Source organism: Plantibacter sp. VKM Ac-2885 (genome assembly GCF_015351205.1).
Classification (GTDB): Bacteria; Actinomycetota; Actinomycetes; order Actinomycetales; family Microbacteriaceae; genus Plantibacter; species Plantibacter auratus.
This window is the reverse complement of record NZ_JADKSK010000001.1, coordinates 1,714,622-1,727,689: the sequence shown is the minus strand read 5'-3', so window position 1 is coordinate 1,727,689 and position 13,068 is coordinate 1,714,622. Positions and strand designations below refer to the sequence as shown.

General features: G+C 71.0%; 14 protein-coding genes. 12 read left to right on the top strand and 2 right to left on the bottom strand.

Translation table 11 applies throughout. From position 1 onward, the window contains the following. Window positions 1–54: 54 nt before the first annotated feature. From ITJ66_RS08355 to ITJ66_RS08320, 8 genes are all read left to right on the top strand, one after another. Entirely contained in the window at window positions 55–837 is a 783-nt protein-coding gene (locus ITJ66_RS08355) for an NUDIX domain-containing protein (protein ID WP_194601769.1), read from the top strand. After that, window positions 834–2,141: a quinolinate synthase NadA gene (gene nadA / locus ITJ66_RS08350; protein ID WP_194644354.1), complete on the top strand. Its 1,308-nt coding sequence runs from the start codon at window positions 834–836 to the stop codon at window positions 2,139–2,141. The genes ITJ66_RS08355 and nadA overlap by 4 nt, the downstream gene beginning before the upstream one ends. Window position 2,142: 1 nt before the next feature. Continuing rightward, window positions 2,143–3,768: an L-aspartate oxidase gene (gene nadB / locus ITJ66_RS08345; RefSeq protein WP_194644353.1), complete on the top strand. Its 1,626-nt coding sequence runs from the start codon at window positions 2,143–2,145 to the stop codon at window positions 3,766–3,768. Then, on the top strand, window positions 3,762–4,613 hold the full coding sequence (nadC, locus tag ITJ66_RS08340; RefSeq protein WP_194644352.1) for a carboxylating nicotinate-nucleotide diphosphorylase: 852 nt from the start codon (window positions 3,762–3,764) through the stop codon (window positions 4,611–4,613). The genes nadB and nadC overlap by 7 nt, the downstream gene beginning before the upstream one ends. A gap of 1 nt (window position 4,614) precedes the next feature. Continuing rightward, complete coding sequence (locus ITJ66_RS08335) at window positions 4,615–5,757, top strand: cysteine desulfurase family protein (protein WP_137241971.1); 1,143 nt, start codon at window positions 4,615–4,617, stop codon at window positions 5,755–5,757. 108 nt (window positions 5,758–5,865) lie between these two features. Beyond that, window positions 5,866–6,066 carry a hypothetical protein gene (locus ITJ66_RS08330; RefSeq protein WP_064296429.1) on the top strand — a complete coding sequence of 67 codons (201 nt, stop codon included), beginning with the start codon at window positions 5,866–5,868 and terminating at the stop codon, window positions 6,064–6,066. 135 nt (window positions 6,067–6,201) lie between these two features. Then, complete coding sequence (locus ITJ66_RS08325; RefSeq protein ID WP_079705518.1) at window positions 6,202–6,417, top strand: hypothetical protein; 216 nt, start codon at window positions 6,202–6,204, stop codon at window positions 6,415–6,417. A gap of 222 nt (window positions 6,418–6,639) precedes the next feature. Continuing rightward, on the top strand, window positions 6,640–7,209 hold the full coding sequence (locus ITJ66_RS08320; protein WP_194644351.1) for a carboxymuconolactone decarboxylase family protein: 570 nt from the start codon (window positions 6,640–6,642) through the stop codon (window positions 7,207–7,209). Between the two features lie 16 nt (window positions 7,210–7,225). On the opposite strand, the gene ITJ66_RS08315 is transcribed toward ITJ66_RS08320, so the two are convergent. Next, a complete protein-coding gene (locus ITJ66_RS08315) occupies window positions 7,226–8,881 on the bottom strand; it encodes an ABC-F family ATP-binding cassette domain-containing protein (RefSeq protein WP_194644350.1) in 1,656 nt (551 codons plus the stop codon). A gap of 210 nt (window positions 8,882–9,091) precedes the next feature. On the opposite strand from ITJ66_RS08315, the gene ITJ66_RS08310 reads away from it, so the two are divergent. Both ITJ66_RS08310 and ITJ66_RS08305 read left to right on the top strand, forming a co-directional pair. After that, the gene (locus ITJ66_RS08310) at window positions 9,092–10,309 is read left to right on the top strand and encodes an ice-binding family protein (RefSeq protein ID WP_194644349.1); all 1,218 of its coding nucleotides are present in this window, start codon (window positions 9,092–9,094) and stop codon (window positions 10,307–10,309) included. A gap of 46 nt (window positions 10,310–10,355) precedes the next feature. After that, window positions 10,356–10,703 (top strand): LysR family transcriptional regulator, encoded by a 348-nt coding sequence (locus ITJ66_RS08305; RefSeq protein WP_064296432.1) that lies wholly within the window; start codon window positions 10,356–10,358, stop codon window positions 10,701–10,703. Window positions 10,704–10,716: 13 nt separating this feature from the next. Here ITJ66_RS08305 and ITJ66_RS08300 read toward each other — a convergent pair whose 3' ends face one another. After that, window positions 10,717–11,886: a hypothetical protein gene (locus ITJ66_RS08300; RefSeq protein WP_194644348.1), complete on the bottom strand. Its 1,170-nt coding sequence runs from the start codon at window positions 11,884–11,886 to the stop codon at window positions 10,717–10,719. Between the two features lie 135 nt (window positions 11,887–12,021). Between ITJ66_RS08300 and ITJ66_RS08295 the strand changes: the two genes are divergently transcribed. After that, a complete protein-coding gene (locus ITJ66_RS08295; protein ID WP_194644347.1) occupies window positions 12,022–12,540 on the top strand; it encodes a hypothetical protein in 519 nt (172 codons plus the stop codon). 30 nt (window positions 12,541–12,570) lie between these two features. Next, window positions 12,571–12,909 carry a hypothetical protein gene (locus ITJ66_RS08290; protein ID WP_194644346.1) on the top strand — a complete coding sequence of 113 codons (339 nt, stop codon included), beginning with the start codon at window positions 12,571–12,573 and terminating at the stop codon, window positions 12,907–12,909. Window positions 12,910–13,068 lie beyond the last annotated feature (159 nt).

The following is a 13,068-nucleotide window of genomic DNA, read 5'->3' as shown; positions in this document are numbered from 1 at the left end:
ACAGGTCATTTCTACCTGAAGTGCCGCCAGTGCTCCGGAACACGGAGATCCCCCATGCAGCGATCGACGACTCCCGCGGAGCAGACGGACCCGCAGGTCGGCCTCGCGGTCTCGACCGTCATCTTCACGCTGCGAGCCGACGACGGGTTCGGCGCGACCGACCCGGAACCCGGCATCTGGCTCCCGCTCGTCCGGCGCATCCGTGAGCCCTACGACGGCCTCTGGGCGCTGCCGGGCGGCCCGCTCGGTGCCGCGGAATCCCTCGCGGACGCGGCCTCGTCGACCCTGGAGACCACCACCTCCCTCCGCCCGCGGTACCTCGAGCAGCTGTACGCGTTCGGCGACCTCGACCGCTCCCCCGCCGAGCGCGTCGTCTCGATCGTCTACTGGGCGCTCGTCGGGTCCGACGAGGCGAAGCGCACGCGGCTCGGCCAGAACGTCCGCTGGTTCCCGGCCGACGCCCTCCCGCCATTGGCGTTCGACCACCGCGACATCGTCGAATACGCCCTGTGGCGGCTCCGCAACAAGCTCGAGTACAGCCACATCGCGCACGCCTTCCTCGGGGAGACCTTCACCCTCTCCGAACTCCGGGAGGTGCACGAAGCGGTGTTGCAGAAGCAGCTCGACCCGGCGAACTTCCGACGCCAGGTCGAGTCCTCCGGTCTCGTCCTGCAGACCGACGAACTCCGTACCGGTGGGCGTCACCGCCCGGCGCGGCTCTACCGGTGGACCCAGCCCGTCACCCGACCGGAGACCCCGTCGCCCGGCCGGTCGACGAGCCGCCGGCCCACGACGTCCACCCCGACCACCCGTCAGCAGTCCGAGGAGCCAGCATGACCATCACCGCATCCGTCGACGACACCATCCAGCAGATCACCGAGGGTGCGTCCGACGGCGCGACCTGCGCGCCCGAACTCGCGGCCGGTCCCTGGGTGTTCGACCTGCAGCCGCCGAGCTATGGCCCCGGCGCGTCGATGGGCGACGTCATCCCGACCGGTTCGCCGCGACAGGGCCAGCTCCCGGCCGCCTACCGCGACGCCTCCAACGATGAGCTCCACCGCCGCATCGTTGCCGCGAAGCAGACCCTCGGAGACCGCGTCGTGATCCTCGGACACTTCTACCAGCGCGACGAGGTGGTCCAGCACGCCGACTACATCGGCGACTCCTTCCAGCTCGCGAACGCGGCGAAGGCACGCACCGAGGCGGAGGCGATCGTGTTCTGCGGTGTGCACTTCATGGCCGAGACCGCCGACCTGCTGTCCGGACCCGAGCAGGCCGTGATCCTCCCGAACCTCGCCGCCGGATGCTCGATGGCCGACATGGCGGACATCGACCAGGTCGAGGAGGCGTGGGAGGCCCTCGAGGCGCTCTACGGGACCGAACCGGACACCGACGGCCGGGTACCGGTCATCCCCGTCACCTACATGAACTCCTCGGCGGCGCTCAAGGGCTTCTGCGGTCGGCACGGCGGGATCGTCTGCACGTCCAGCAACGCGGAGACGGTCCTGCGGTGGGCCTTCGAGCGCGGACAGCGGGTGTTGTTCTTCCCGGACCAGCACCTGGGTCGGAACACCGCCAAGAAGCTGGGCGTGCCGCTCGAGCACATGCCGATGTGGAACCCGAACCGCCCGCTCGGCGGCAACGAGGCGACGGACCTCGAGCAGGCCGAGGTCATCCTGTGGCACGGCTTCTGCTCGGTGCACAAGCGGTTCACCGTCGACCAGATCGACCGCGCCCGGGCGCAGCACCCCGGCGTCCGGGTCATCGTGCACCCCGAGTGCCCGATGGCGGTCGTCGACGCCGCCGACGAGGCGGGATCGACGGACTACATCCAGAAGGCCATCGCGGCGGCGCCGGACGGCACCACGTTCGCGATCGGCACCGAGATCAACATGGTGCAGCGTCTCGCCGCACAGTACCCGCAGCACACGATCTTCTGCCTCGACGACGTGATCTGCCCTTGCTCGACGATGTACCGGATCCACCCCGGCTACCTGGCCTGGGTGCTCGAGGGACTCGTCGCGGGCGAGGTGCTCAACCGCATCACCGTCTCTGACGACGTGGCCGTCCCGGCCCGCCTGTCGCTCGAGCGCATGCTCGCCGCGAAGCCGCCGGTCGCCACAGGAACCCAGGCCGGCTGACATGGCGACGGTGCTCGTAGTGGGGAGCGGGATCGCCGGTCTCGTGGCCGCGATCCACGCGAGTGAACGGCACGAGGTGGTGGTCGTCACGAAGGACGTCCTCGGCCAGAGCAACACGCGCTATGCGCAGGGCGGGATCGCCGGGGTCATGTTCGACGACGACCGCGTCGAGGACCACGTCCGGGACACGCTGCTGGCCGGCGCGGGGCTGTGCGACGAGGAGGCCGTCCGGGTGCTCTGCACCGAGGGGCCCGAACGGATCCGCGAGCTCATCGCCTTCGGTGTGGCGTTCGACCGCGACGGCGACGCCTTCGCGAAGGGCCTCGAAGCGGCCCACTCGTACCCCCGGGTGCTGCACGCCGGCGGTGACGCGACCGGCGCGGCGATCGAGACGGCGCTCGTCGAGATGCTCGCAGCCCGGCGGGTCACCGTGCTGGAGCACACCGACCTCGTCGACCTGGTGGTCACCGCTGGGAGGGTCACCGGTGCGCACCTCCGGTCCTCCGAGCGCGGTGCGTTCACCGTCGACGCCGACCAGGTGATCCTCGCCACCGGCGGTGTCGGACAGCTCTACCCGTTCACGACCAACCCGGCGGTGGCAACGGGCGACGGCGCCGCTGCAGCACTCCGTGCCGGCGCGGTGCTGGCCGACGTGGAGTTCGTCCAGTTCCACCCGACCGCACTCGCCGCACCCGGCAGTTTCCTCGTCTCCGAGGCCGTCCGCGGCGAGGGGGCCGTCCTCCGGGACGCGAACGGTGAACGCTTCATGCGGGCGCTCCACCCCGACGCCGAGCTGGCGCCCCGGGACGTGGTCGCCCGCGGGATCGCGCGGACCATGGCAGCGCAGGGTGGCGCGCCGGTGACGCTCGACGCGACCGCACTCGGCGCGGACCGCCTCGCCGCGCGGTTTCCGGGGATCGACGAGCACCTCCGAGCCTCCGGCGTGGACTGGTCGCGCACACCGGTCGCCGTCGCCCCGGCCGCACACTATTGGATGGGCGGCATCGCCACGGACCTCGACGGCCGGACCACCCTGCCCGGACTCCTGGCCGTGGGCGAAGTCGCACGCACGGGCGTCCACGGCGCCAACCGCCTCGCCTCCAACTCGCTCCTCGAGGGTGCCGTCTTCGCGGCCCGCGCCGTCGCGGCGATCGATGCGGCGCCGGGTCCGATCGCCGGTCGCCCGAGGCTCGGCGGTCAGCGGGTCGTCCTGGATCCCCGTGCGGCCGATGACGATCCCGGGCTCCGAGCGGATCCCATCGAGCCTTTCAGCCGGTCGGCGCTCCACGCCGTGATGTGGCGGGATGCCGGGCTGGTCCGTGACGCGCGTGGTCTCGAGCTCGCGCGCCGGACGCTGGACCGGTGGTCGACCGAGCTCGACGACGTCATCGCCACACCGCGATCGGTCGCAGCCGCCGAGGACCGCAACCTCCTGCTGCTCGCCCGGGCCGTGGTCGCCGCTGCCCTCGCGCGCACCGAGTCACGCGGTGCCCACGCCAGGGACGACCATCCCGGTGTCGATCCGGATCAGGCGTCGCCGATCGCGATCGTCCTCGCCTCCTCGGCCGACGCGCCCCAGCCCACCACCCACCCATCCGTGAATGGAACCGTGCTCGCACCATGCTGACCCCACACCTCATCGACACCACCGTCACCGCGGCCCTCGTCGAGGACGCCCCGTGGGGCGACCTGACGGCGGCGACCCTCATCCCGGAGGACGCCACGGCCTCGGCCTCCCTGGCCGCCCGCGAGGCGGGCGTCTTCAGCGGTTCGGCCGTGTTCGAGGCGGCGTTCCGACTGACCGACCCACGCATCACGGTCGCGTTCCTCGTCGCCGACGGCGAGCGCTTCGCCGCTGGCGACACCATCGCCATGGTGTCGGGTCCGGCTCGTGCCGTCCTGACCGCTGAGCGCGTCGCCCTGAACTTCGTGCAGCGGATGAGCGGCATCGCGACCATCACGGCGGCCTACGTCGAAGCCGTGTCCGACACCCGCGCCCGCATCGTCGACACCCGGAAGACGACCCCGGGCCTGCGCGTCTTCGAGCGCCACGCGGTGCGATCGGGTGGCGGGCACAACCACCGCCACTCGCTCTCCGACGCCGTCATGGTCAAGGACAACCACCTGGCGGTCCTCCTCGAGCGCGGCCTGACGGTCACCGAGGCCTTGCTGCGGGCTCGCGAGGAGCTCCCGCACACGACGACGATCGAGGTCGAGGTCGACCGCCTGGACCAGATCGAGGCGGTGCTCGCGGCGGGCGTCGACACGATCATGCTCGACAACTTCACCGTCGACGAGCTCCGCGAGGGCGTCGCGCTGATCGCCGGCCGCGCCATCGTGGAGGCGAGCGGGAACGTGACGCTGTCGACGGTGCGGGCCATCGCGGAGACCGGCGTGGACGTCATCTCCTCCGGCGCCCTCACGCACAGTGTCCGCTCCCTCGACCTCGGACTCGACGTCTCGGTCGACTGAGATGCTCTACCTCGACAACGCGGCCACGACGCCGGTGCGCCCCGAGGTGCTCGAGGCGATGTGGCCGTACCTGACGAGCACCTTCGGCAACCCGTCGAGCCATCACACCGTCGGCGAGGCGGCCGCCGAGGCGTTGCGGGATGCCCGGCGACGCGTCGCCACCGCACTGGGCGTCCGAGCTGGGGACGTGGTGTTCACCTCGGGCGGCACCGAAGCGGACAACCTCGCGGTCAAGGGCATCACCCTGGCGGCGCTCGATCGCGGACGCCATGTCGTCACCTCGCCGATCGAGCACGAGGCGGTCGCGGAATCGGTCGCGTACCTCACGCGGTTCCACGGCGTCGAGGCCACCGTCCTCCCGGTGGACGGGACCGGCCTGGTCGACCCGGCCGAGCTCGCCGCTGCACTCCGGCCGGACACGGTGCTCGTCTCGGTGATGGCGGCCAACAACGAGATCGGCACCGTCCAGGACCTGTCGGCGCTCGGAGCCGTCACCCGGGCCGCTGGGGTCCCCTTCCACACCGACGCCGTGCAGGCGGCGGGATGGCTGCCGCTCGGACTGGATCGCCTCGGCGTGGACGCGCTGAGCCTCGCCGGCCACAAGCTCGGTGCTCCGAAGGGCGTCGGACTGCTCGCCGCGCGCGGTTCCCTGCCGCTGGAACCGCTCCTGCACGGTGGCGGTCAGGAACGCGGTCGCCGGAGCGGGACCGAACAGGTGGCCGCCGCTGTCGGGCTCGCGACGGCGCTGGAGCTCGCCGAGCGTGATCGGATGGAAGCGGTCGACCGCGTCAGCGGGCTGCGTGACGCGTTCATCGCGAGGGTCCTGAACGAGGTCCCGCGCGCTCGGTTGACGGGCCACCCCGAACGACGCCTGCCGGGTATCGCGTCGTTCGTGTTCCCCGGGACCTCTGGTGAGGCGGTCCTCCTCGAACTCGAACGCCGCGGTGTCATCTCCTCGAGCGGCTCCGCGTGCGCCGCCGGCAGCGACGAGCCGTCACCGGTCCTCCTCGCGATCGGCATCGCTCCGGAGGTCGCGCAGACCGCCGTGCGCTTCAGTTGGACCGCCGCCGTCACCGCGGCCGAGCTGGACCGGACGGCGAGCGCCGTCGTCGCCTCGGTGGAGGCCGTCGCGGATCTCCGCTGAACCCCACGACGCCCGACCGGACGGATCCGGCCGGGCGCTCGGTGCCGGGTGTCCGACGCCGGGTGTCTGGCGGCGCTCACCGCCGGAGGCTGGGCTACGGTGGGATCCATGAGCACCGAGCAGGACGCGGCAGACCGCGCACGACGTCGACACGACAACGAGGACGCTGACGCCGTCACCCGGTTCCTCGCCGAGCGCGACCCGGAGTACGACCTCCACACGGAGCGCCTGGTCGACCCGGAGGAGGTCATCCTCAAGGACTGGCTGCCGCACGCGACCCCGACCGACGGCGGTGCCCCCGCTCCCTGAGCGACGACGCCCATCTGCGCCGGGTCGTCTCATGATCTAGCCGGACACGCCTCGGAACACAAGTGGTTGCCGCGCGGGCGCGGGTCCGCGAGGCTGGAACGGTGACCGAGAGTCGGGATCAGAGACGGAGCTGACATGGGATTCCTGGACAACGCCAAGGACGCTGCTGAGGCGACCGGCCGGAAGATCGGCGAGACCGTCGAAGACGCCAAGGACCGGATCGGCGACAAGGTCGACGAGGCCAAGGCCGACGCGAAGGTGAAGCAGGCGGAGGCCGACGTGAAGAAGGCCGAGGCCGAGCGCGACACCACCGAGGCGAAGAACGACTACAAGGAGCAGCTGCGCGACTGACGCGCCCCCTGAACGACGAGGACCCCGCCTGGCGAACGCCGCGGGGTCCTCGCTCATGTCCGGGGCATGTGTCGTGCTCCCCGGCGACGACCGGGGCCGGCGACGCCGGTGTGATCCCCGAGATCCACCGGGAAATGGTTCTGACAGCGCCGATCTCGAGTGCCATCATGAACGGTAGCCGCGGACGCCCGGCCCGCGACCCGTTCCGACGAGGTGGCCGACATGTCGATCCTCCACACCATCCCCGAAGCCGATGCCGATGCGACGACGGCCGCGATGTACGACGACGACATCGCCGACCAGGGTTTCGTCGCTGCGCACACGAAGGTGATGGCGTTGAACCCCGGGGCCTACGCCGCGTGGGAGGCGCTGATCGGTGAGATCGCCCGACCGCTCGGCCTGCGACGCTACGAGCTCGTGACGCTCGCCGCGGCGCGAGGGACGCGGTCACGGCATTGTCGTCTCGCTCACGGCCGGAGATCGCTTGCGCTGTTCGAGGAGGACCAACTCGTGCGCATCGCGGCGGACTATCGCGACGCCGACCTGAGCCCCGCGGAGGTCGCGATGATGGCCTTCGCGGAACGGGTGGGTCGCGACTCGGACCGGATGACCGACGCCGACAGCCTGAGTCTGCGCCAGCACGGCTTCTCCGACCGGGAGATCCTCGACATCACGCTCGCCGCGGCCGCCCGCAACTACTACAGCCGCGCGATCCAGGCGCTCGCGGTCGACGTCGACGTTCCCGAGGAGATCGGACCCGAACTCCGTGACGCGCTCCTCCGGGGCCTCTGAGCGGTACCGACGCGGGCTAGCGCTCCGTGACCTGGCCTGCCTCGACGACCCACCGCCGCTCGATCCGGACGGTGTCGAGCATGCGGCGGTCGTGGGTGACGAGGAGCAGTGTTCCGTCGTAGCTCTCGAGCGCCTCCTCGAGCTGTTCGATCGCAGCGAGGTCGAGGTGGTTCGTCGGCTCGTCCAGGACCAGCAGGTTGATCCCCGTCGCCTGGAGCACGGCGAGCCCGGCGCGGGTGCGCTCCCCCGGTGACAGCTCGTCGACGGGCCGGTTCACGTGGTCGGCCTTCAGCCCGAACTTCGCCAGCAGCGTCCTGACCTCTCCCGGACTGAGGTCGGGCACGATCGCCTCGAAGCGGTCGGCGAGCGGCTCCGTGCCGACGAGCAGTGAGCGGGCCTGGTCGATCTCGCCGATCCGCACACTCGAGCCGAGGCTCGCGCTGCCCGCGTCGGGTTCGCGACGACCGAGCAGCGTCGCGAGCAGGGTGGACTTGCCGGCGCCGTTGGGCCCGGTGATGCCGATGCGATCGCCCACGTTCACCTGGAGCGACAGGGGGCCGAGCTGGAAGTCGCCCTGCCGGACGACGGCCTCGGACAGCGTCGCGACGACCGTGCTCGAACGCGGTGCGCTGCCGATCGTGAACTGCAGCTGCCACTCCTTGCGCGGTTCCTCGACCTCGTCCAGTCGGGCGATGCGGCTCTCCATCTGCCGGACCTTCTGGGCTTGCTTCTCCGAGGACTCCGCCGACGCCTTCCGCCGGATCTTGTCGTTGTCGGGCGCCTTCTTCATCGCGTTCCGCACACCCTGGCTGGACCACTCCCGCTGCACCCGGGCGCGACCGATGAGATCGGCCTTCTTGTCGGCGAACTCGTCGTAGGCGTCGCGGGCGTGCCGCCTGGCGACCTCGCGCTCCTCGAGGTAGGCCTCGTATCCGCCCCCGAAGACGCGGTTGCTCTGCTGCGCGAGGTCGAGTTCGAGGACGCGCGTGACGCAGCGGGCGAGGAACTCTCGGTCGTGGCTGACGAGCACCACACCCCCGCGCAATCCCTGCACGAAGCGTTCGAGCCGCTCCAAGCCGTCCAGGTCGAGATCGTTGGTCGGTTCGTCGAGGAGGACGATGTCGAATCGCGACAGCAGCAGCGCCGCCAGTCCGACGCGGGCGGCTTGCCCGCCCGAGAGTGACGTCATCATCGTGGTCGTCACATCCGCGTCGAGGTCCAGCCCGAGGTCGGCGAGGACCGCGGGGATCCGCTCCTCGAGGTCGGCCGCCCCGCTCGCCAACCAGCGGTCGAGGGCGGCGGAGTAGACGTCCGCGGAGTCTGCGCCGGCCTGCGGGGGTTCGGCGAGCGCCGCGGCGGCCGCGTCCATCGCCTCGGTCGCCGCAGCGCAGCCGGTGCGCCGGGCGATGTAGGCGGCGACGCTCTCGCCGACGACGCGCTCGTGTTCCTGCGGGAGCGCGCCCACGAAGGCGTCGGAGGGCGACAGCGTGATCGTGCCGGCCTGCGGTTCGAGGGAGCCGCCGAGGAGCTGCAGCAGCGTCGACTTCCCCGCGCCGTTCATCCCGACGACGCCGACGACGTCGCCCGGCGCCACCGTCAGATCGAGGCCGTCGAACAGGGTGCGGTGGCCGTGTCCTCCGGCCAGGCCTTGGGCCACGAGCGTTGCAGTCATGCTGCAATCGTCTCATTCCGTCCGGGCCTCGGTGAACGTTCATTTCGCGCCACGAGTCGGCGGAGTAGCGTATCGCATCACGATAACGATTGGCTACATCAGGAGCGCTAGCTGATCTAGCGACCCCCGAAGGTGGTACACAGGGAACAGTTGCGGTTGATGTCGCCATCCTCTTTGGCTTCGCGCCCCTCCCACACGGAAGGGGCCTTCATGCGCCTCGAACTCTCCCCACCTGACCACATCGCCAGACCCGGTCGCACTCGCCCACGGCTCTTCGCCGCAGCGGCAGTCGTGACCGTCGGACTCCTGGCCATCGGTGCCGGACCGGCGAACGCCGCGACCTCGATCGACGGCCCGATCTTCCTCGGTACGGCAGCCGACTACGGCGTCCTCGCCGCATCGGCCGTCACCAACACCGGCGCGACCACGATCAACGGCGACCTCGGGCTGAGCCCGGAGAGCTCCGTGACCGGCTTCCCGCCGGGCCTCGTCAACGGCACCCAGAACGTGACGAACGAGCCCGCCGCCCTGGCCAAGAACGACCTCCTCAAGGCGATGGGCGTCGCCTCCAGCCTCACGCCGGCCCCGCAGCAGGTCGGTGAGCTCACCGACCTCAACCTCACTCCCGGCGTCTACGCCGGCGGAGAGATCTCCCTCACCGGAAACGTGACGCTCACCGGCACCGCGGAGTCGGTCTGGGTCTTCCAGGCGGCGAGCACGCTGAAGACCGGCATCGGTTCCTCGGTCACCCTCGTCGGCGGCGCGAGCGCCTGCAACGTGTTCTGGCGTGTCGGCAGCGACGCCACGCTCAACGGAGGCGCGCCCTTCGTCGGCACGATCCTCGCCGACACGTCCATCTCCACGGGAGCGGGCACGGTCGTCGAAGGACGTCTCCTCGCGTCCACCGGCGCCGTGACGCTCATCAACACCGTCATCAACCGGCCGACCGGCTGCGACGACGGCAGCGGCTCCGAGGTCACGACGAGCCCGGAGATCACCTCCGCTCCGCTCCCCGGCGGCACCGTCGGTACGACGTACGACAGCACGGTCACCTCGACCGGCAGCCCCGACGCGACGTACACGGTCACCTCGGGTGCCCTGCCCCCGGGACTCGTCCTCGACAGCGTGACCGGTGGCGTGACCGGCACGCCCACGACGTCCGGGACCTACACGGTCACCATCACCGCGAGTAACGGCAGCGCGCCCGACGACTCCATCGAATCGACGATCGTCATCGTCCCACCGGGCACCCCGCAGGTCCCCGGGCAGCCGGCGGTTCCAGCCGGAGACATCACGAGGCTCCCCGACACCGGGTTCCAGGGATCCACGCTCGCGATCGTGGCCGGCTCCCTGCTCGGCCTCGGCCTGCTCGCGGGCATCGCCTCGGTGATCGTGCGACGTCGTCGACGCGACCAGCTGGGTGGCTGACGCGACGCTGGTCGGCAGCCTGACGCCGTGACCGTAGGCTGAGGGCATGGATCACAAGCAGCTGCGCTCCTTCGTCGCCTCCGCGGAGACCCTCCACTTCGCGAAGGCGGCCAAGGCGCTCGGTGTGCCGCGAAGCACCGTCGTCGCCGACGTCCGGAAGCTCGAGGAGAGCGTCGGAGCGGAACTGTTCGCTCGCGACGTGGAATCCACGCAGCTGACGGACGCCGGCTACGCGTTCCTCATCGAGGCGCGTCGCCAGCTCGACGCCTCTGCGGCAGCGGCAGCGAAGTCGGCTCCCGCGCCGGGCGGCAAAGCCAAAGCGAACAAGGGCAAGGGCCGCGCGCCGAAGGTCAAGGGCGAGCCACTGCCGTACAAGAAGCGCCAGGGTCGCTGAGTAGCACCCGCCGTCAGCGGTCCTGCGTCTCCGGCGCGGACTCGACGACCCGCACCGATTCGCCTCGCCGCTCGGCGTCGGCTCGGGCCGTGCGTGCGATCGACACGAGGGTTTCGACCGGTGTCGGCGCGGCCGAATCCACCGCGACGCCGAGGTTGGCAGCGCCGGCGAAGCCGTCGAGCTGCTGCGTCACGGCCTCCCGGTAGCCGGCGGCGATCGGTGCCGCGAGGTCGTGGAGACCCGAGAGGCCGGTCGGCCCCGGTTCGACCGACGTGGCCACGAGGATCGTCCCGCTCCACACGCGGGTGCAGACGGACCCGGCCGGCAGCTCACGGAAGACCGCGGCTGCGAGCAGTGCCTCCAGCTCCCCCGCCGTCGCCATCCCGTAGGCGCGGCGGAGGTCGCCGTAGCCGTCGATGGCCACCACGAGGATCGCGAGGCGACGATCGGGTTGCTGCCCCTCGCGGAGTCGGGTCGCCTCGGCGATGAACGCCCGGCGCCCCACCGCGCGGACGCCTACCCGCTCCGAGGAGAGGCGCTGCTTGCGCTCCCAGGAGCGCAGGAGGACGAGGCCGACGGCGATCGCGACGACGAACACGAGGTTCATGTAGGTCACGATGGGCGTGCTGAACAGCCGCTCGAAGATCTCCGAGTGGGGACCCGCCGCGAGGTAGACCGCGAGGCGCACGGCGGTGAACACCGCGTGGAGGATCATGACGACGACGAGCACCAGTGACGCCGGTGCCGTTCGCATCCGCCCCCGTCGCGCCTCGTACGCGACCAGGAGCGACAGCATGATGAGCGAGATGAGCCGGGCGATGGTGCCGGCCCACTCCGGGTCGTCGGTTGGGTCGAGGACGGCGGAGATCGCCGTCACCCCGACGAAGAGGGTGCCGAGTAGCACGAGGCTGCGCCGACCGTTGAACAGCCGGCACCCCACCCACAGGGCGGCGATCGAGGCGACCATGGCGGCATTGGCGACGGCGACGATCCACACCGAGTCGCCGTTGAGCGTGGCGGCGAGATAGCTGACCGCGGAGAGCAGGGTGGTGGCGAATCCGGACATCCAGGCCGCCATGTGGCGTCCGGCCAGGGTTCGCGCACTGTCGAGTCCGTAGAAGATCCCGCACGCGGCGCAGACGATCACCGCCACCACCAGCATGCTCGCCAGATCGATCGTCACCCGTGGCCTCCCCCAGGCGCCCGTTCGGGTGGCGCCTCATCGAGCGTACCGCCGGAGCACGACCCCGCTGGCGGCAGGGACGTCGGAAGCATCAGGGTGCTGAACCACGGAGACCCGATGTGCCACCATCGATCCATGCGCGAATCGCCCGACCGTCCCGTCGCCGTCCGCGCGACGGCGTTCCGTGGCACGTCGAGATGGCGCCGACGGCCGCTGCGGTTCGTCGGCTACGACGCCCTCCTGCCGGACGGTTCCGTCAGGTTCGACGTGGATCTCGCCGCAGCCATGCCTGCCCACCCGGCGGATGCCTCGACCCGCGACACGAACGTCCACGACCGCTGCCCCGAGGTCGGTGCCGGTCCGTGGGTCGACGGGTTCGGCCGTGCCGTCGACGGGCCAGAGGACGGCGGACCGCCGCTGAGCGCACGGCGCCGCGCGCGCCCGCGACCCATCGAGCTACCCCGCCGCCGCCCATCGGCGAAGGCCGGGCGACGCTGGCGCATCGGGTTCGGCGTGGCAGCGCTCGGCCTCGGCGCCCTGCTCGTCGTCGGCCCGCTCCGCGACACCCCTCTGGGCTTACTCGGGGTGGTCAGCGCTTTCGCCGGGCTCGCAGCCCTCGCGGGCCTGGTCCCTCGCGCCAGACGCTGGTGGTGATCGACCGTCGACGACCTCCATACTCGACTGATGGAGATGCGTTACGTCGATCACGAACCCGGTGCCTGGTTCCTCGTGGAGGATGAGGACGCACGATATCTGGATGCGCGGTACAGCTACAGCGCCGTCATCGACGACTCCGCGCTCATCCGACTCGACGACGTCGAACTCGCCGCCTACCGCTCGGGCGGCCACGACGCACTCTCGGACCTCGCGCGACGAGTCCACAACAGCGCGCCGTACCGGGCCGAGTCGCCATTCTTCAGCCGGAACCTGTACCGGGGTCCGTACGGGGAGGCATACCGATCAGCGGTTGCAACCGCCATCGCCGACCACACCTGGATCGCGGAGCAGCGCCGCAAGGGATGAGCCATTCGGGGCGGTGACTCCGCCTGGTGGAACGCCTCGGGCCGGGGACGTGGTCCTCCCATCACGGCTGCCGACGTGCAGCGCGCATCGACCTCCGGGCGGAGTCCGAACACGTGCGAACTGGCTATGCTGCTCGTACGGTGGCCGGTTCCAGCGACT